Raw genomic sequence first — 18,276 nt, 5'->3', positions numbered from 1 at the left:
GGAGCATCGACTATGCGGCGTTCGTCCGTCCTGGCCTTCTCGGCCGCCATTATCCTGTCAGCAGCCCTAGGGGCGGCCCAGCAGCCCGTCCGGGTCCCCGCGGGCGCCGCATCCGCCGCCGAGGCGCCGCTGCCGCCGCTCGACAGCCGCGCCGTCGTCGCCGACGTCCGCCGCGTCATCGCCGAGCGCTACGTGCTGCCCGAGCGGCGCCCGGCCCTCGACACGATCCTCGCGCGGGGCCTCGCCTCCGGTCGCTACAACGTCACCGATCCGGCCGAGCTGGCCCAGCGGATCAATGCCGACCTGGAGACGGCCGGCCGCGACCGCCACCTCAATTTCAGTCTCAACCCCCGCCAGGCCGCGATGCTCGCCGCCGGCCGCGCGCCCCAGCCGGACAATAGTGGCTATGAACGCCAGGTCCGCGCCGCCAATCACGGCGTCTCGGAGCTCCGCGTCCTGCCCGGCAACGTCCGCTACATGGCCTATGACGGCTTCATGTGGATCGGCGACGAGAGCGCCGCCGCGCTCGAGACGGCGATGCGCTTCCTCTCCGGTGGCGATGCGGTGATCATCGATCTCAGGCGCAATGGCGGCGGCAGCCCGCAGGCGGTGCAATATATCGTCAGCCATTTCCTGCCCGCCGGCCGGCCGCTCGTCACCTTCCACATGAACGGCAGCGCCTCGCCCGACCGCCTGGAGACGCTGGCGGAGCTTCCCGCCGGGCGCATGGTCGGCAAGCCGCTCTACGTGCTGATCAGCGGCGGCACCGCCTCCGCCGCGGAAGAATTTACCGGTCATGTCGGCGGCTACCGGCTCGGCGAGTTGATCGGCGAGAATACGGCGGGCGCGGGCTTCCGCAACGATCTCGTGCCGATCCAGGGCCGCTTCGTGCTCAGCGTCTCGGTCGGCCGCGCCGTGCTCGCTTCGACCGGCAGGGACTGGGAGGCAGTAGGACTGGCACCGACCGTGCCGGCCACACTCGCTGCAGCGCTCGATACGGCTCATGCGCTCGCGCTGCGGCGCCTTGCCGAAGCCGCGCCGGCGCCTGACCGGCCCCGGCTTGCCGCCCTGGTCGAGGCGATCACCGCCCGCGGTGAACGTCGAACGCCGGCCTTGCCGCTTGCCGCTTATGCCGGAAGCTATGGCGAGCAGCGCGTCGTCCTCGACGGCGACCGGCTTTACGTGCAGCGTGGACAACGCATGCGCGTGGCGCTGATCCCGTTGGGCGGCAACACGTTCGCTTTCGACAACAATCCTGGCATGCGGGCCGAAGCGGAGATCGAGGGCGACCGCGTGGTCGCTTTCGCGGTGGGCCCGGCCGGACAACCGCCGCAGGGTCGTTTCGCCCGCAACCCCTGAGACGGCCCGCGCCGATTTAACCCATTGCGGCACCGGGGAAACCGTATAAGCAGAGCGCTCCAAGAGTGGGGAGCAACCAAGTTATGAAGAAGCTGATGATGGCCGGCGCGCTGCTGGCCGCCGCCTTTACCGCGACGGCCGCCTGGGCAGCCGCCCAGGATTTCACGCTGAAGAACCGCACCGGCCACGTGATCGTGACCCTGAACGTCTCGCCGTCCAACTCCAACAACTGGGGCCCGGATATTCTCGGCCAGGAAGTGCTCGGCGACGGCGAGGATGCCGATGTGAGCTTCGACCGCGACGAGGATCAGTGCATGTGGGACATCCGCGTCACCTATGACGATGGCGACGTGAACGACGAACGCGGCATCAACCTCTGCGAGACCACGGAGGTTACCTTCACCGCCTGACGGGCTGAAGACGGCTTGAAGGGCCCTGCCGGCGACGGCGGGGCCCTTTTTCGTGTCAGCGCATCAGCACCAGCTCTTCCGACATGGTCGGGTGCAGGGCGACCGTCTCGTCGAACTGGCTCTTGGTCAGCCCGGCCTTGACCGCGATCGCGGCCACCTGGAGGATTTCCGGCGCGTCGGGGCCGATCATGTGGATGCCGACCACCTTCTCCGTCTCCTCGTCCACGATCAATTTGTAGAGCGAGCGCTCGTTGCGGCCGGCCAGCACGTTCTTCATCGGCCGGAAATCCGAGACATAGGTCTTGTAGGTGCCGAGCTTGTCGCGCGCCTGCCCTTCGCTGAGCCCGACGGAGGCGATGGGCGGATGGCTGAACACGGCCGAGGGGATGTTGGTATAATCCACCCGTGTCGGCTTGTTGCCGTACATCGTGTCGGCGAAAGCCTGGCCCTCGCGGATCGCGACCGGCGTGAGCTGCACCCGGTCGGTGACGTCGCCGATCGCATAGATGCTCGGCACGGAGGACTGGTTGTCGTCGTCGACCAGGATCGCGCGGTTCTTGCCGAGCTTCACGCCGACCTTTTCGAGCCCCAGCCCTTCCGTATTCGGCGATCGGCCGACCGCCCAGAGCAGGAGGTCAGCGTCGATCGGGCTGGAGCCCGCAAGATGGATGCGCAGGCTCCCGTCCTTGCGCTTCACGATCTTCTCGAAGGGGGCGTTGAACTTGAAGTTGATGCCCTTGGTCAGCGAGATTTGCAGCAGGCGGTCGCGGATCTGCTCGTCATAATGGCGCAGGATCCGGTCGCCGCGGTTCACGATCGTCACCTCGCAGGCGAATTCGTGAAGGATGCCGGCGAATTCGTTGGCGATATAGCCGCCGCCGGCAATCACCGCCCGCTTCGGCACGGCATCGAGATGGAACATCTCGTTGGAGGTCACGCCATGCTCGGCGCCCGGTACGTCCGGCACGGCCGGCCGCGCGCCCGTGGCGACGAGGATGGTCGCGGCGGTGAGCTTCGAGCCGTCCGCCAGCGTGATCTCGTTCGGCCCGGTGATGACCGCGCGCTGCTGGAAGATCTCGACCTCGTTGCGGTCGAGGATGTCGGTGTAGATCCCTTCCAGCCGCTCGACCTCGGCCAGCACATTGTCGCGCAGGGTCGGCCAGTCGAACCTGCAGCTCTTCACCCGCCAGCCGAAGCGCCGCGCATCCTGCAGGTCCTCGGCGAAATGCGCGCCGTAGACGAGCAGCTTCTTCGGCACGCAGCCGCGGATCACGCAGGTGCCCCCCATCCGATATTCCTCGGCGATGGCGACGCGGGCGCCATGGGCGGCGGAGACCCGCGCCGCGCGCACCCCGCCCGAGCCCGCGCCGATGACGAAGAGGTCGTAATCATAGGCTTTGGTCATTCGGTTTCGTCTCCAAAGGCGCGGCGCAGCAATGCTGCCGTGGACGCGTCGAAATCCGAGGCGCTCTGGTGATCGAGCTGCTTCGCCATCGCCTTGCCCAGCTCGACGCCGAACTGGTCGAACGGGTTGATGCCGAGCAAAGCGGCGTTGGCGAAGGTGCGATGCTCGTAGAAGGCGATCAGGGCGCCGAGCGTCGCGGGATCGAGCCGGTCGAGCAGGATCGTCGTCGAGGGCCGGTCGCCCGGATAGAAACGATGCGGATCCTCCGCGTCCCGCCCCGCCATCAGGGCAGCGCCCTGGCCGAAGGAGTTGAGCAGCAGCTGCCGGTGATGCTCGGGATCCAGCCGGTCGCCGGGCTCGACCGCGGCGACGAACTCGACCGGCACGAGATGCGTGCCCTGGTGGAGCAATTGGAAGACCGCATGCTGGGCGTCGGTGCCGACGCCGCCCCAGGTGATCGGCGCCGTCGCCCGCGTCACCGGCCGGCCGTCAAGCCCGACCCCCTTGCCGTTCGATTCCATCTCCAGCTGCTGGAGGTAATCGGGGAGCAGCCGGAGGCGCTCGTCATAGGCGAAGACGGCGCGGGTCTCGGCGCCGCGGATGTTGGCGTAGTAGCGGTCGACGAAGGCGGCGAGGACGGGCGCATTGGCCGCGAGCGGCGCGAAGCGGAAATGGCGGTCCATCGCCGCCGCGCCCTCGAGCAGGCTCTCGAACGCATCCCAGCCGAGCGCGAGCGCCGCCGGGAAGCCGATCGAGGACCAGAGCGAATAGCGGCCGCCAACGCTCTCCGCGAAAGGCAGGATCCGGGTCTCGTCCACGCCCCATGCGATCGCCTTGTCCGGTGCGGCGGTGAGCGCGACTACCCGGCCGTAGGGATCGTCGACGCCGGCCTCCTCCAGCCATTGCAGCGCCGAGGCGGCGTTCAGCATCGTCTCGGTCGTCGTGAAGGTCTTGGAAGCGATCGCGATCAGAGTCGCGTGCGGGTCGAAGCGGGCAAACGCCTCCTCGAGCGCGACGCCATCAACATTGGAGACGATCGCCGTATCGTAGCGCCCGGCATCCCTGCCCAAGGCATCAATCAAGAGCTTGGGTCCCAAAGCCGAACCACCGATGCCGATATGGAGGACATGCCGCACCGGCCCGAACGCCTCCGCCTCGATCGCATCGATCAGGGCGCGCATGCGGGTGTGCAGGCCCTGGGCATGGGCGACGCTCTCCGGCGCCCCCTGCCCGCGCTCGGCCGTATGCCCGGCGGCGCGGCCCTCGGTCGGGTTGACGGTTGCGCCCGCGAACAGGGCGTCCCGCCGTGCCGCCAGGCCGGTTTCCTCGGCGAGCCCGAGGAAGGCGGCCAGCGTGTCGTCCGAAAGATGCGTCTTGGCGAAGTCGAAATGCACGCCGGCCTCGCCGAGACTCAGCCGTTCGACGCGGTCCGGCTCGGCGACGAACAACTCCTGCAGCATCGGTTGCGGGGCGGCGGCGAGGCGAGTCCAGGCGGTTTCGGTCATGACGGGCGTGTATCTAGGGATGTGAACCGGCCCTGCCTAGCTTGACTGGCAGAATATACGTGCATATACACGCAAAATGCTCAGCACGACCTGCGCCTGCAACAAGCTCCGCCGCTCGGCGCGCATCCTGGGCGGCGTCTATGACGAGGCGCTCGCCCCGCTCGGGCTCAGCGTCGCCCAATTCTCGCTGCTGCGCATGCTGGAGCGCGCCGGACCCTGTTCGCTCACCGAATTCGGGGCGGCGACGGGTTATGACCGGACCACGCTCAACCGCACGCTCGCCCCGCTCGAGCGGGCCGGCCTCGTCGCCTGCTGCTGCGGCGACGACAAACGGACGCGGATCGTCGAGATCACGCCGGCGGCGCGAGCGGTGATCCGCAAGGGGCGGCCGCTTTGGGAAGAGGCGCAGGCGAAGGTCGACGCCGCGCTCGGCGGCGAGCGGGACAGGCTGTTCGGCCTGCTCGACCGCATAGAAGGATTGCGTGCATGACCATGAAGCGCCCCTGGATCGTGATCGCCTGCGCGGCTTTCATCGTCACCCTGGCGATGGGCGTCCGCCAGGCCTTCGGCCTGTTCCTGCCGCCGATGAGCATCGAGCTGGGCATCGACCGCGGCACGTTCGGCCTCGCCATCGCCATCTCCAACCTTGTCTTCGGCCTCGCCCAGCCCTTCATCGGCGCGCTCGGCGACAAGCATGGCGCGGGCCGCGTCGTCTTCTTCGGAGGCCTGCTCTACGCTCTGGGCCTGCTCGGTTCGGCCTGGGTCGGCAGCGCGCTGGGCCTGCACCTGACCCTGGGCTTCGTCGTCGGCGTGGCGCTGGCGGCAACGACCTTCGTCGTCGTGCTCGGCGCGGTCGGCCGCGTCGTCCCGCCCGAGCGCCGCTCGCTCGCCTTCGGCATCGTCACCGCCGGCGGCTCGCTCGGCCAGTTCCTCGTCGTTCCCTTCGCCGCGAAATTGCTCGGCGACCTCGGCTATCATCTCGCTTTGATCGTGCTCGCCGGCCTGGTCGCCCTCTGCGCGGTGCTGGCGCTCGGCGTCGCCGGCAAGCCCGCCGCCCCCGCGGCGGCGGAGCCGCGCCAGTCGCTGAAGGAAGCGCTGCGCGAAGCCGCGGGCAATCGCTCCTACTGGCTGCTCAACGCCGGCTTCTTCGTCTGCGGCTTCCACATCGCCTTCATCGCCACCCACTTCCCTGCCTATCTGGCCGACCAGGGGCTGGGCCTGACCGTCGGCGCGACCGCGCTTGCCCTGGTCGGGCTGTTCAACATCTTCGGCTCCTATCTGTTCGGTCTCTCGGGCGACTTCTGGAAGAAGCATTATGTGCTGTCGGGCCTCTACGCCGCGCGGGGCGTCGCCATCGCCCTGTTCCTGGTGCTGCCGCTGACTTCCACGACCGCGCTCGTCTTCGCCGCGATCATGGGCTTCCTCTGGCTCGGCACCGTGCCGCTGACCTCGGGCCTGGTCGGGCAGATTTTCGGCGTGCGCTATCTCTCGACGCTCTATGGCATCGTCTTCCTCTCCCATCAGGTCGGCAGCTTCTTCGGCGCCTGGGCCGCGGGCTGGCTCTTCGATCGCACGGGGAGCTACGACGCGGCCTGGACCGCCTCGATCCTGCTCGCTTTGTTCGCGGCCTTGGTCCACCTCCCGATCCGCGACGTGCCCGTCGCAAGGCTGCGGACCGCATGAGGCGGCACGCTGTCTGGCTGGCGCCGCTGGCGCTGCTGCCGTTCGGCGCCCTGGGCCTCTGGCTCTGGGCGGACCAGGCCACGACGATCTGGCTGACGGGATTTTTCGCCGCCTGCCTTTGACCTTAGGCGTGTTAGCTCCATATAACACCTGGAACGGCGGTGCTTGACCGGCCGGGAAGCCCAAGCGAAAGCAGCGCCATGGACGAGACCACGCCAAGACCCGCCACCGAGCCGGCCGGCACGCCCCCCCGTGAGCCCTTGGCGCCCGAGCCCGTGGCCGCCGAGCGTGCGGCCGACGGCGCTGCTCCCGCCGCGCCGGCCAGGCCGGTCAAGGTGAAGAAGGAGGAGACGTGGTGGGACACGATCCGCTTCCTCATCTACCTGTTCCTGGGCGCGGTGCTGCTCCGGACCTTCCTGTTCGCGCCCTTCTCGATCCCCTCGGGCTCGATGCTGCCCAACCTGCTGGTCGGCGACTATCTGTTCGTGTCGAAATGGTCCTATGGCTATTCGCGCTATTCCTTCCCCTTCCACCCGATCGACTTCCAGGGCCGCATCCTGGGCGGCGTGCCGGAGCGGGGCGACGTCGTCGTCTTCCGCCACCCGACGACCGGCGAGGACTGGGTGAAGCGTGTGATCGGCCTGCCCGGCGACACGATCGAGGTGCGCGGCGGCCAGGTGATCCTGAACGGCCAGCCGATCCCGCGCCAGCAGATCGACGCGTTCGACCTGCCGGTCAGCCCGAACAGCCCCTGCCGCCCCGCGCAGAGCGTGCGCGTCGACGCCGCCCATCCCGACATCGTGGTGCGCGAGGAGGGCCGGCCCGACGGCGCCCATTGCCTCTATCCGCGCTTCCGCGAGACCCTGCCCGGCGGCCGCACCTACGAGGTGCTCGACCAGGGCGAATCGATCGGCGACAATTTCGGCCCGATCACGGTGCCGGCCGGCCATCTCTTCATGATGGGCGACAATCGCGACGATTCGATGGACAGCCGCTTCTCCACCGACCAGCTCGGCGTCGGCTTCCTGCCGATCGACAATGCGCTGGGCCGCGCCACGATCGGCTTCTGGTCGACCGACGGCTCGGCCGAATGGCTGAAGCCCTGGACCTGGTTCACCGCCGCGCGCTGGAGCCGGATCGGCGGGACCTACTGATGGCCTGCCGCTGATGGAGAGGCTCGAGGCCTGGCTGGAGGAGAAGCTCGGCCACAGGCCCGTCAATCTCGGCCTGTTCGAACGCGCCCTCACCCATGCCAGCCATGGCGAGGACAATTACGAGCGGCTCGAATTCCTCGGCGACCGCGTGCTCGGCTTCACCATCGCCGACTGGCTCTACGGCCTGTTCCCGGACGAGCCCGAGGGCAAGCTCTCGCGCCGGCTCAACGTCCTCGTCTCGCGCGGCACCTGCGCGGAGATCGCCCGCGAGCTCGAGGTCGCGCCGCACCTGACGCTCGGCAAGCAGGCCCTCGCCGACGGGGCGTTCGAGAGCGACAACATCCTCGGCGACACGGTCGAATCGCTGATCGGCGCGCTCTGGCTCGACGGTGGGCTGGAGGCGGCGCGCCGCTTCATCCGCGCCGCCTGGGCGGACCGCGTCGACAGCCGCGACAAGGCGCCCAAGCATCCCAAGTCCGCGCTGCAGGAATGGGCGGCGGCCAACAACCGCAAGCCGCCGGCCTATGAGATCGTTGGTCGCTCGGGCCCCCATCACGCGCCGACCTTCGTCGTGAAGGTTTCGATCAAGGGCGTGGGCGACGCGGAGGCGGAAGGGCTCAACAAGCAGGAGGCCGAGACCGCCGCGGCGGAGGCGCTGCTGGAGAAGCTCGCATGAACCAGCGTTTCGGCACCGTCGCCGTGGTCGGCGCGCCCAATGCAGGCAAGTCGACCCTGGTCAATGCTCTGGTCGGCCAGAAGGTCGCTATCGTCACCCCCAAGGCGCAGACCACGCGCACCCGGCTGATGGGCATCGCGATCGCGGGCGACAGCCAGATATTGCTCACCGACACGCCCGGCATCTTCGAGCCGAAGCGCCGGCTCGACCGGGCGATGGTCGCAGCCGCCTGGGGCAGCGCGCAGGATGCGGACCTGATCGCGCTCGTCGTCGATGCCGCCGCCGGGATCACGCGCAACATCTCCGCCATGCTCGACCGGCTCGCCGAGCGGCGAGAGCCCAGGATCCTGGTCCTCAACAAGGTCGATCTCGTCCGGAAGGAGGAGTTGCTGGTCCTCGCCACGCAGTTCGGAGAGCGCGGCAGCTTCGAGGAAATCTACATGATCTCCGCCTCCACCGGCGACGGCGTCGCCGAGCTGAAGGCGGCGCTCGCCGCGCGCGTGCCCGAAGGCCCCTGGCATTTCCCCGAGGACCAGGTCTCCGACGCCACCGACCGGATGATGGCCGCCGAGATCACCCGCGAGCAGCTCTACCATCAGCTCCACGCCGAGCTGCCTTATGCGAGCGCGATCGAGACCGAGAAATATGAGGAGCGCAAGGACGGGTCGATCGCCATCCACCAGCAGATCCTCGTCGGCCGCGACAGCCAGAAGGCGATCGTCCTTGGCAAGGGCGGCGCCCGCATCAAGCAGATCGGCGAGGCCGCCCGCAGGGAGCTGGCCGAGGCGTTCGGCCGCAAGGTCCACCTCTTCCTGCACGTGAAGGTGAATCCCCGCTGGGAGGAGGATCGCGGCCTCTATCGCGAGATCGGACTGGACTGGGTGGAGTGAACGGGATGACCACTTTCCTGCCTTTCCTCGCCTCGCTCGCCGCCGCCATGCAGCCGGCGGAGCAGGCGCCGAACGTCACGCACGGCATTTTCTACGCGCAGGAAAACGGCCGGCCAGAGATCAGCGAGACCAATGTGATCCCGCTCCGGACGGGCCAATGCTATGGCTGGGCGCTCCGCGTCGAGCCGGAGCAACGCAGCGTGACGATCCGCGAGGTCTTCGAGCTGCCGGCTCCGGGCAACTGGAACGTTGGGAACCAGATGTCGGCGGTCGCGCGCAATGCGCGGACGGCGGTGACCGAGTTCGAGGCGCCGCTGGGCGAGGGGCTGATCACGCACGGCTGGTGCGTGGCCGAGGGCGATCCGGCGGGGCCGCACCGGATCCGTGTCTATCATGGCGAGACCTTGTTGCACGACTTCCGCTTCACCGTCCGGGCAGACAGCCATTGAGCGGGGCGCACCGCTACCAGCTCGCGCCGTCGATCAACCGGCGCGGCAGCGGCTCCCACACCGCCGGATCGAACAGGCGCAGGTTGACGCCCATCCGCTCATAGGCGGGATCGCGCGGCGACCAGTGGCTGGTGCAGCCGCATTGCCCGCAATGCCAGGTGGTCAGGGTCGCGTCGCCCTGGACGTAGCCGACCAGCCGCGCGTCGGGATCGCGGACTTCGACCTGGTCCGGCCGGTAATAACCCCAGAGACCGCCGAGGCGCCGGCACATGGAGCAATTGCAGCTGCCGAGATCCTCGGGCGGTCCGGGCAAACTGACGCGGACGGCGCCGCAATGGCAACTACCCTCGATCATCCAGCATCTCCTCCACCCAGGCCGGCACCAGCTCGCCTGCCCTGCCGATCCGGCTCTCGTTGAACAGATAGGAGCCGAGGCTCGGCTCCAGGTTCATCTCCAGCGTCCGGGCGCCGACATATTTCGCGGTCTGGACGAAGCCGGCGGCGGGATAGACGTTGCCGGAGGTGCCGATCGAAACGAACAGGTCCGCCTCCATCAGCGCGCGATCGATCCGCTCCATCTCGTAGGGCATCTCGCCGAACCAGACGATGTCGGGCCGGACCTGACCCGGAACGCCGCATTCCGGGCACATGGCATGGCCGCCCATGCCGCCCTCCCAGGCCATGCGCGCGTCGCAGGCGCGGCACCAGCCGGACTTGAGCTCGCCATGCATGTGCAGCAGCCGCTTCGCCCCGGCCCGCTCGTGCAGGTCGTCGACATTCTGCGTGACGATCAGCAGCCCGCCCGGCCATTCCGCATCGAGCCGGGCCAGAGCGCGGTGCGCCGCATTGGGCTCGACCCGCGCCAGATTCTCGCGCCGCGCATCGTAGAAGCGATGGACCAGCACCGGATCGCGGGCGAAGGCTTCGGGCGTCGCGACGTCCTCGACCCGATGCCCCTCCCAGAGCCCGTCCGGCCCACGGAAGGTGGCGAGCCCGGACTCCGCCGAGATGCCGGCGCCGGTCAGAATGACGATATTGTGGATCTCGCGCATCGCCCGATCCTAGGCGGCGCGGCGGCCGTCGAGAAGGCCGGTTGCAGCGCCGGTCGTTCTGGCGCACCTTCCCGCCTTCTCCGGGGGGAGTCACGACACATGCAGCATATCCCGATCCTCGCGCCCGTGGTGGCGCTCGTCGACTGGACGCTCGTCATGCAGATCTGGATGTACGCCACCCGCCTGCCGGCGATGCGGCGCATGGGGATCGACCTCAAGGGCCGGCGCGGCGGCCGCGGCGCGCAGCTGGACGGCGTGCTCGCGGACGAAGTCCAGTGGAAGGCGCATAATTACAACCATCTGCTGGAACAGCCGACGCTCTTCTACGCAATCGCGCTCACGCTTGCCCTGACCGGCGGCGGGCTGAAGTGGAGCCTGTGGCTGGCCTGGGCCTATGTCGGCCTGCGCGTGCTGCACAGCCTGATCCAGGCGACGAGCAATGTCGTGCGCTGGCGCTTCCTGGTCTTCTCGCTGGCGTCGCTCGTGCTGCTCGCCCTGACCGTCCACACCGGGATGATCCTGCTGCATCTCTACGGCTGACGATTCGCGTCGGCCGGCGCTTCGGCTCTGCAATTCGTCGCGCCAGCGCGTCATTTCGTCGCTGCAACACAAGTTAAACGACAAGTCGGAGGCCTTTGACGCGGCGCAGCAGCGCGCTGCGCCGGGATGATTATTGCCCACTCCCAAGACGAACGGGCCGGAAGCCCGACGTCTCAGGGAGAAGTAAGATGAAGTTCGCCAAGACCCTTTCCATGTGCGCCAGCGTGTTCGCGCTGACCGTCGTCGCGCTGCCTGTCGCCTCGTCGGCACAGCAGCAGGCCGAGCCTGCGCCGGCCGCGCCGATCGTCGCCCCCGACGCCGCCGCCCAGACGGCGGGTGCCGGCCTTGTGCAGCCTGCGGTCGTCCAGATCGAGGCCGAGCGGCAGGCGCAGCAGCGCGCCCAGCTGGTCGCCGACGCGGCCGACCTGGATCCGGGCGAGTTCGTGTTCCGGCCGGAGCTGGCGCCGACGGGTGCCGTCGAGATCGTGGTGAGCATTCCGCAGCAGCGCGCCTACATCTATCGCGCCAACACGCTGATCGGCGTGAGCACCGTCTCGACCGGCATGCGGGGCCACCGCACGCCGACGGGCCGCTACCCGATCATGGAGAAGCGCCGCACGCACTTCTCCAACCTGTACAACAATGCGCCGATGCCCTTCATGCAGCGGCTCACCATGGGCGGGATCGCGCTCCACGCGGGCCAGATCCCGGGTTACCCGGCTTCGCACGGCTGCGTCCGCTTCCCCTACGAGATGGCGCGCAACGTGTTCGGCGTGACCCAGGTCCGCTCGGTGGTGCACATCATCGCTGACTCGCCGACGCCGGAGACCGCTCTGCAGGTCGCCCGTGGCGAGCGTCCGCGGATGCCGATGGAAGAGCCGGTGCGGGGTACCCGCTAAGGCCTGACGAAAGCGGCGGCCAGTTCCACATGGGTTGACCAGCGGAACTGGCCGACCGGCTTCACCCAGAGGAGCCGGTAGCCGCCGTCGACAAGTTCCCTCGCGTCCCGCGCAAAGGTGTTGGGATTGCAGGACACGTAAGCGAGCCGGGGCACAGTGGACGCGGCCAGATGTGGCGCCAGCTCCTTTGCCCCGGCTCGTGGCGGATCGAGGACGACCGCTTCGAAGCGGTCCAGCTCGGCCACGTCGAGCGGCCTCCTGAACAGGTCGCGATGGTCGGCGAATATGCCGCGCCCCGCCCCCTTCAGGGCCAGCACCGCATCCCGCGCGCCTTCTGCCGCATAGACCTTGCCGGAGAGCGCCAGCGCGAAGGTGCCGAGACCGGCGAACAGGTCGGCGATGATCGCCGCATCCCCCACCGCCTCGCGCACCGCCGCGACCAGGGCCGCCTCCCCCTCTGCCGTCGCCTGCAGGAACGCCCCGTGGGGCAACGCGACTGGCGTGCCCGAAAGCGTGATCGTGACGGGCTCCGGCTCCCAGAGCGTCTGCGGGCCGTACCCGTCGTCCAGCGCGAGCCGGGCCAGCTTCTGGTCCCGCGCGAAGGCGATCATCGCCTCCGTCGCTTCGAGGCCCTCGACGCTGACGCCTTCGAGCATGAGGTCCACGCCCTGGTCGGCCAGGGTCATCGTCACGCCCGCCCGCCCCTTGAGCAGCCGTCGCAGCGGCGCGACCAGGGCGAACAGCTCGGGGCGCAGGATGTGGCATTCGCGCATGTCGACGATGCGGTGGCTCGCCTCGGCGTTGAAGCCGATCAGGCCTCCGGCCGCCTTCAGCGACGTTCGCCGCCTGCTGCGCGGGGGGGACAGGTGGGGGTCGAGAATGTCCGGGGCCGACAGGCCCTGCTGGGCAAGCGCCGAGGCGATTCGGTCCTTCAGGAAATCGGCATAAGTCGCATCGTCGACATGCTGGAGCTGGCAGCCGCCGCATTCCGGGAAATGCCGGCAGGGCGGCGCCTGATGGTGCGGGCCGGGCGCGACCTCGCCGGTCTCCGTAACGCTGTCGCCCGGCGCGGTCAGCGGGAAGAAGCGCCCGCTCTCCGTCACTCCGTCCCCGCGCGCGGCGAGGCGGACGATCGTCTCTACAGGCATTCGGTCCGCGCCGCCTGCAGCCGCACGAGCAGATCGTCGGCAATCAGGCCGGGGCCGGCCTGCTCGGCCGCGCGCTTGTGCAGCCAGACGCCGGCGCAGGCCGCCTCGAACGCCGGCAGTCCGCCCGCGCGGATTGCCGCGATCGCCCCGGCGAGCACGTCACCCGTGCCCGCGCTCGCCAGCCAGTGCGGCGAGGCGGCAATGGCGGCGCGGCCATCGGGCGCTGCGACGACCGTGTCGGGCCCTTTGTAGACGATGACGGCGCCGCACCAGGCGGCGGCCGCGCGCGCCTGCTCGACCTTGCTGCCGGAGCGCTCCCCGAACAGGGCGCGGAACTCGCCCTCATGCGGGGTCAGGATCGCGTCACGCAGGTCGGCCGGGCCTCTTTCCCCGAGCAGCCGCAAGGCGCCCGCGTCCAGCACCAGCGGATGCGCCGTGCCGAGCACCGCCTCGAGCAGCCCCTGCGCCTCGCCGTCGGCAATCAGGCCGGGACCCAGCAGCAGCGCGCCGATGCGCGGATCGTCCAGCCGGGCCAAAGGGTCGCCGGGCGTCTGGACCACGGCCGCGGACACACCGTCGACGAGCTTGCGGGCCTGCAGCCGCACCGCGCCGGCGCCGGTTCTTGCCGCGGCCTCCGCCGCCAGCACGCTCGCCCCCGGCATGCCACCCGCAATGACCGTCACCAGTCCGCGCGAGAATTTGTGGGCGTCGGGACCGGGCGCGGCCAGCGCCGGACGGCCGATCTCCACGAGGCGGCTCGCCGCCTCGATCCCGATATCGGCGATCACCAGCCGGCCCATGTGCCGCGCGGCAGGCTGCAGCAGATGCGAGGGCTTCAGCGTCTGGAAGGTAATGGTGAGATCGTAGTCCGGGACGGCGGAGAGGATCGCGCCGTCGTCGGTCGCGGCGCCGCTCGGCAGGTCGACGGCAATACGAACACCGGCCCGCGCGGCCAATCGGCCCAGCACCTCCGATATGCCGGCATCGAGCGGCCGGGCGAGCCCCGTTCCGAACAGCGCGTCGACCAGCAAGTTGGCCGGACCGGCCTGCATGAGGCTTTCGACCGGACCGGTCCAGCTCGCCCGCGCCGCCATCGCCGCCGGCGTTTTCGGCTCGCCCAGCGCCGCCACCCGCACCGGCACGTCGCGCGCGGCGAGCTCGCGGGCGATCACATAGCCGTCCCCGCCATTATTGCCCGGTCCGCACAGGACGAGCGTCGGCAGCGGCCCGGCGAAGCGCCAGATCGCCTCGGCCGCGCTCTTCCCTGCCCGCTCCATCAATTCCTCGACCGGCGTCCCCGCTTCGATCGCAGCCTCCTCCGCAGCGCGCATCTCGGCCGCCGTCAGGATGGTTCGACCGGTCATTGCGTGCCGGCGGGCAGGCGGAAGCGGTCGCCACCAATCTCGACTTCGGTGCCGGCCGGACCGCGCGGGGTCACGTTGGCCGCCTCGGCCCCGTCGGCCGCGCTGATCCGCCCGTCGCGGCCGACCAGCAGGCGGCGGAAGCCCCCGTCGGCCTTGCGGATGGTGAGGACCCGGCCGCGCGGGCCTTCCGCGATCTCCACCGTGCAGGCCCGTTCGAACGCCGCCGCGCCGGCCGGCCGGCACTCGATCCGGTTGTCCGGCTCGCCCGCCGGCGGCGCGGCGGCGCCGTTGGTGGGGCTGGCGGGCGGATCGGCAGGCGCGCCGCCGCATGCGGCGAGCAGGAGGAGGGCGGCGAGGAGCAGGGGTCTCATGGCGCGGTCCTTATCATTTCCGCCGCAACGCTTCGAGCCGCCGCGCCGCTTCCTCTCCGGCCAGCATGGCGTCGAAGCGCGCATCCATGTCCGCATCCTTGCGCACATTCTCGGCCGCGAGCGCAATCGCCTGCTTGAGCGCCCTCAGGCTTTCGGGGTCATTGGCCAGGATCGCCTCGATCACCTCCGTCTCGCTGCGGCTGTGATAGTCGGCAAGCCCGATCTCGACGGCCTCGCCGCCATAGACCTTGCCGGCGGTGAACAGCATCCGCGCCGCATGGCCCGGGCCGATCAGGGCGACCAGCCGGTGCACGTCCTCCTGCGGGTAGGAAATGCCGATCTTGGCCGGCGTGATCGCAAATTCCGAGACGTTGGCGGCGACGCGGATGTCGCAGGCGATGGCGAGCGCGACACCCGCGCCGTAGCAGGCGCCCTCGACGACAGCGAGTGTCGGGATGGCGAGGCCGCGCAGCGCATCGAGCGCCGTGCGCATGTCCTCGCGGAAGCGGGCGACCGCCGGCTCGTCGCCGCGCATCGCCGGAAAGTCGCCGAGGTCGGCGCCGGCGCAGAAGGCGCCACCCGCGCCTGTCACCACCAACATCCGGACGTCGCTTTCCGCGACCCGCCCGATCGTGTCCGTCAGCTCCGTCCAGCCCGCCGCCGGGATCGCGTTGCGGGCCTCGGGCCGGTTCAGGGTCAGCCGGGCATGTTCGTCATTGCGCTCGAGCAGGAACATGGGCGGGACATGCCGCGCAGCTTGCCGTTTGTCGCGAAAAAAAGGCCGGGCGCCATTTACGCGGCAGCCCGGCCCGAAATGATCCGCGGCGGCCCGTCCGGTGGAGGCGGGCGGCCGCGGGCGAATGTCGGCGCGCGCATACAGCCCCCGCCTCGACCCGTCGCGATTCCGGAGGCAAGGGCCGTGCCAGAACGGATTCCTGCGGGACTCGATGGTTAATTGTGCGGAAGGCCTGTGCCGGGCCGGGACTCGCGGGTCAGCGAAGCCTGGTTTGGGACAACCACCAGCCCGGTTTCAGGGCGGCGATCCGGGCCGCATCGGCGTCGCGCGCGGCCTCGTTTCCATAGAGGCCGAAACAGGTCGCGCCCGAGCCGGACATGCGGGCGATCCGCGCGGCCGACAAAGCTTCCAGAACCACGCCGATCTCCGGGACCAAGGCCCGCGCGGGCGCCTCCAGGTCGTTGCGGCCGCTCTCCCAGTCGCCGAGCGGGCCGCGGTCCACGCCGTCCCACGCCCTGAACACGGGGCCGGTGGGCAGCGGGGTATTGGGGTTCACGAGCAGGACGGGCGTGCCCGAGAGACCGGGAATTGCCACCGCCTCGATCGCGTCGCCGCGCCCCTCGCCGCGCGCGGTGCGGCTCAGCAGGCAGGCGGGCACGTCGGCGCCGAGCGTCGCGGCGATCTCCATGGATCCGCCGAACATCCGCAGCAGGGCTGCCGCATCGGCCGAGCCGCCGCCGAGGCCCGCGGCCGCCGGCAGGCGCTTGTCGAGCGTGACCGCCGCAACGGCGCCGACCGCACGCGCGGCCCGAAGCACGATATTGTCCGCTTCACCGTCGAGCGCGGCGGCGAACGGCCCGCTCACCTCGAGGCTGAGCGCCTCCGCCGGTTTGGCCGCCACGACATCACCGTCCTCGCAAAAGGCGAACAAGGTTTCGATCCGGTGATAGCCGTCCGCCTCCCGCGCCCGCACGTGCAGGGCGAGGTTGAGCTTCGCATAGGCGATCTCGCGCATCAGCGGGCGGCAAGCTCCGGCGTCAGCCCGCGCTCCATCTTTGCTGTGATGCGCGTCGCGACCGCGCCTTCCGCATAGACCGAGGCAGCGCGCCAGGCGAAGCGGGCCTCGACGCGGCGACCGGCGGCGAAATAGGCATCGCCCAGATGCTCGTTGATCTCGACGTCCGCGGGCTCGGCCTGGGCCGCCTGCTCGAGCAGCGGGATCGCCTCGGCGAGCTGGCCCTTGTGGTAGAGCGCCCAGCCGAGCGAATCGGTGATCGCGGCATTGTCAGGCGCCAGCCGGTGCGCCTCGCGGATCAGGCGCTCCGCCTCCGCCGTCTCCTCGCCCCGGATCAGCAAGGCATAGCCAAGATAGTTGAGCACGAACGGCTGTTGGGGCGCGAGCGTATAGGCTCGTCGCAGCGCGTCGCGCGCGCCGGGCCAGTCGCCCGCCTGGTCGAGCGCGCCGCCCCGCATCAGCTGGAGCTGCCATTCCTCCTGGCCCTCGTCGCCGCCACGCCGGGCGAGCGCACGGCCAAAGGCGTCGGCCGCCTCGCGCTGGCGGCCGAGCTGGCTGTAGATCTGGCCGAGCCGCAGCCAGTCGCCCTGGCGCGCGGAATCGGCCTCGGCGGCCTGCCGGGCGAGGCGGAGCGCAGTCTCCTGCTCGCCGCCGTCGACGAGCAGGCGGATGCGCGTGTCCCGCGCGGCCAGCGCGAAGGGATCCTGCGCCGGGATATTGTCGAGCACCTGGACGGCGAGCCGGTGCTGGTCCTGCTGGGCGAGCAATTCCGCCGTCACCAGCCAGGCCTCAGCGCTCTGCGGGTCGAGCCTCGTCGCGAGCCGGGAGAAGAGCGTGCCGAGCTGGCTCATCTCCTGTCCGCCCAGATCGAGCGCGAGCCGGACCATGAGCTCGCCGACCCCGGCCTCGGCGCTCCCGAGCGCGCCCGGCAGCGGCCGGTTCGCCTGGATCAGCGCCCGCGCCGCGCGCGCGGCGGGCGTCTCGACGTCGAGCATCAGGAGGGCCGCCTCGCGCTGGCGGCGGCTGGCGAGCAGGGCGGCGCCGGCGATGCGCAGCCGCACCGCCCGCGGGCCGGCCGAGCGCGCGGCGGTCAGCATCTCGGCCTGGCCTTCCGGCCGGCCCATGGCGAGCAGGAGGATGGCGCGATGCTCGGCGGCATAGCCGGCGGCGGGGCCGCTCGTGCCGCCGGCGCTGAGCGCGGCGAGCGGGTCGCCCTGGCGCGAGCCGAAAGCCAGCCAGGCGCGCAGCACCGGCACCGTGAAGGCGAGGCTCTGGTCGCGCTCGATCGCGTCGATCTGCGCCCGGGCGGCGCGCCAGTCGTGCGTCCGGAAGGCCTCGGCGACGAGCAGGAAGCGGGCATCGGCGAGCAAGGCATTCTGCCGCTCCAGCGCCCGCGCGCTGTCCAGCGCGAGCCGCCAATTGCCCGAGCGGACACCATGGCCCATGGCTTGGCCGGCGATCGTCCGGTCGTCCGGCGCGGCGGCGAGCGCGGCGGCATAGCGCGCCCCCGCCTGGTCATAGGCGCCCTGCGAAGCGGCCATGCGCGCCTCGGCATAGGTGACGAGCGGCGAGCCGCGCTCGACCCGGGCGGCGGCTGGCGCGGCCAGCGCGAAGCCGGCG

21 protein-coding genes are annotated in these 18,276 nt (G+C 70.2%); 11 read left to right on the top strand and 10 right to left on the bottom strand.

Going from position 1 to position 18,276, the window contains the following annotated elements; all coding sequences use genetic code 11:
• The first annotated feature begins 12 nt into the window (after nucleotides 1–12).
• Complete coding sequence (locus VEC11_RS10880; protein WP_464131021.1) at nucleotides 13–1,359, top strand: S41 family peptidase; 1,347 nt, start codon at nucleotides 13–15, stop codon at nucleotides 1,357–1,359.
• A gap of 83 nt (nucleotides 1,360–1,442) precedes the next feature.
• Nucleotides 1,443–1,769 (top strand): hypothetical protein, encoded by a 327-nt coding sequence (locus VEC11_RS10875; protein ID WP_464131019.1) that lies wholly within the window; start codon nucleotides 1,443–1,445, stop codon nucleotides 1,767–1,769.
• 55 nt (nucleotides 1,770–1,824) lie between these two features.
• On the opposite strand, the gene gorA is transcribed toward VEC11_RS10875, so the two are convergent.
• A complete protein-coding gene (gorA, locus tag VEC11_RS10870; RefSeq protein ID WP_464131017.1) occupies nucleotides 1,825–3,174 on the bottom strand; it encodes a glutathione-disulfide reductase in 1,350 nt (449 codons plus the stop codon).
• Nucleotides 3,171–4,679, bottom strand: a complete 1,509-nt coding sequence (pgi, locus tag VEC11_RS10865) for a glucose-6-phosphate isomerase (protein WP_464131012.1) — start codon at nucleotides 4,677–4,679, stop codon at nucleotides 3,171–3,173. The genes gorA and pgi overlap by 4 nt, the downstream gene beginning before the upstream one ends.
• 76 nt (nucleotides 4,680–4,755) lie before the next feature.
• Here pgi and VEC11_RS10860 point away from each other — a divergent pair, with 76 nt between their 5' ends.
• From VEC11_RS10860 to VEC11_RS10830, 7 genes are all read left to right on the top strand, one after another.
• Entirely contained in the window at nucleotides 4,756–5,169 is a 414-nt protein-coding gene (locus tag VEC11_RS10860) for a MarR family winged helix-turn-helix transcriptional regulator (protein ID WP_464131009.1), read from the top strand.
• On the top strand, nucleotides 5,166–6,362 hold the full coding sequence (locus VEC11_RS10855; protein WP_464131007.1) for an MFS transporter: 1,197 nt from the start codon (nucleotides 5,166–5,168) through the stop codon (nucleotides 6,360–6,362). The genes VEC11_RS10860 and VEC11_RS10855 overlap by 4 nt, the downstream gene beginning before the upstream one ends.
• Complete coding sequence (locus VEC11_RS10850) at nucleotides 6,359–6,484, top strand: hypothetical protein (RefSeq protein WP_464131005.1); 126 nt, start codon at nucleotides 6,359–6,361, stop codon at nucleotides 6,482–6,484. The genes VEC11_RS10855 and VEC11_RS10850 overlap by 4 nt, the downstream gene beginning before the upstream one ends.
• A 78-nt stretch (nucleotides 6,485–6,562) precedes the next feature.
• Nucleotides 6,563–7,516, top strand: coding sequence for a signal peptidase I (gene lepB / locus VEC11_RS10845; protein WP_464131003.1), 954 nt, complete (start codon nucleotides 6,563–6,565; stop codon nucleotides 7,514–7,516).
• A 13-nt stretch (nucleotides 7,517–7,529) separates the two neighbouring features.
• Nucleotides 7,530–8,192 (top strand): ribonuclease III, encoded by a 663-nt coding sequence (rnc, locus tag VEC11_RS10840; protein ID WP_464131001.1) that lies wholly within the window; start codon nucleotides 7,530–7,532, stop codon nucleotides 8,190–8,192.
• Entirely contained in the window at nucleotides 8,189–9,082 is an 894-nt protein-coding gene (era, locus tag VEC11_RS10835; protein WP_464130999.1) for a GTPase Era, read from the top strand. Before rnc ends, era begins: the two co-directional genes overlap by 4 nt.
• A 5-nt stretch (nucleotides 9,083–9,087) precedes the next feature.
• Entirely contained in the window at nucleotides 9,088–9,531 is a 444-nt protein-coding gene (locus tag VEC11_RS10830) for a hypothetical protein (protein WP_464130997.1), read from the top strand.
• A gap of 13 nt (nucleotides 9,532–9,544) precedes the next feature.
• On the opposite strand, the gene VEC11_RS10825 is transcribed toward VEC11_RS10830, so the two are convergent.
• Both VEC11_RS10825 and VEC11_RS10820 read right to left on the bottom strand, forming a co-directional pair.
• Nucleotides 9,545–9,886, bottom strand: coding sequence for a GFA family protein (locus tag VEC11_RS10825; RefSeq protein WP_464130995.1), 342 nt, complete (start codon nucleotides 9,884–9,886; stop codon nucleotides 9,545–9,547).
• Nucleotides 9,873–10,583: an NAD-dependent deacylase gene (locus tag VEC11_RS10820; protein WP_464130993.1), complete on the bottom strand. Its 711-nt coding sequence runs from the start codon at nucleotides 10,581–10,583 to the stop codon at nucleotides 9,873–9,875. The genes VEC11_RS10825 and VEC11_RS10820 overlap by 14 nt, the downstream gene beginning before the upstream one ends.
• Before the next feature lie 99 nt (nucleotides 10,584–10,682).
• Here VEC11_RS10820 and VEC11_RS10815 point away from each other — a divergent pair, with 99 nt between their 5' ends.
• The gene (locus tag VEC11_RS10815) at nucleotides 10,683–11,123 is read left to right on the top strand and encodes an MAPEG family protein (protein ID WP_464130991.1); all 441 of its coding nucleotides are present in this window, start codon (nucleotides 10,683–10,685) and stop codon (nucleotides 11,121–11,123) included.
• 188 nt (nucleotides 11,124–11,311) lie between these two features.
• A complete protein-coding gene (locus VEC11_RS10810; protein ID WP_464130988.1) occupies nucleotides 11,312–12,022 on the top strand; it encodes a L,D-transpeptidase family protein in 711 nt (236 codons plus the stop codon).
• Here the strand turns inward: VEC11_RS10810 and VEC11_RS10805 are convergent.
• The 6 genes from VEC11_RS10805 to VEC11_RS10780 all read right to left on the bottom strand — a co-directional run bounded on the left by VEC11_RS10805 (nucleotide 12,019) and on the right by VEC11_RS10780 (nucleotide 18,197).
• Complete coding sequence (locus tag VEC11_RS10805; RefSeq protein WP_464130986.1) at nucleotides 12,019–13,170, bottom strand: class I SAM-dependent RNA methyltransferase; 1,152 nt, start codon at nucleotides 13,168–13,170, stop codon at nucleotides 12,019–12,021. The two genes, VEC11_RS10810 and VEC11_RS10805, sit on opposite strands and share 4 nt — an antisense overlap.
• Complete coding sequence (locus VEC11_RS10800) at nucleotides 13,161–14,534, bottom strand: NAD(P)H-hydrate dehydratase (RefSeq protein ID WP_464130984.1); 1,374 nt, start codon at nucleotides 14,532–14,534, stop codon at nucleotides 13,161–13,163. The genes VEC11_RS10805 and VEC11_RS10800 overlap by 10 nt, the downstream gene beginning before the upstream one ends.
• Nucleotides 14,531–14,905, bottom strand: a complete 375-nt coding sequence (locus VEC11_RS10795) for a hypothetical protein (RefSeq protein ID WP_464130982.1) — start codon at nucleotides 14,903–14,905, stop codon at nucleotides 14,531–14,533. The genes VEC11_RS10800 and VEC11_RS10795 overlap by 4 nt, the downstream gene beginning before the upstream one ends.
• A 13-nt stretch (nucleotides 14,906–14,918) precedes the next feature.
• On the bottom strand, nucleotides 14,919–15,641 hold the full coding sequence (locus tag VEC11_RS10790; RefSeq protein WP_464130980.1) for an enoyl-CoA hydratase/isomerase family protein: 723 nt from the start codon (nucleotides 15,639–15,641) through the stop codon (nucleotides 14,919–14,921).
• A gap of 256 nt (nucleotides 15,642–15,897) precedes the next feature.
• Complete coding sequence (locus tag VEC11_RS10785; RefSeq protein ID WP_464130978.1) at nucleotides 15,898–16,656, bottom strand: 4-(cytidine 5'-diphospho)-2-C-methyl-D-erythritol kinase; 759 nt, start codon at nucleotides 16,654–16,656, stop codon at nucleotides 15,898–15,900.
• A complete protein-coding gene (locus tag VEC11_RS10780; RefSeq protein ID WP_464130975.1) occupies nucleotides 16,656–18,197 on the bottom strand; it encodes a tetratricopeptide repeat protein in 1,542 nt (513 codons plus the stop codon). Before VEC11_RS10780 ends, VEC11_RS10785 begins: the two co-directional genes overlap by 1 nt.
• Nucleotides 18,198–18,276: the final 79 nt, after the last annotated feature.

Origin of the sequence: Allosphingosinicella sp. (assembly GCF_035626655.1) — a bacterium.
Taxonomy (GTDB): domain Bacteria; phylum Pseudomonadota; class Alphaproteobacteria; order Sphingomonadales; family Sphingomonadaceae; genus Allosphingosinicella.
This window is presented reverse-complemented; position numbering and strand designations above follow the sequence as displayed.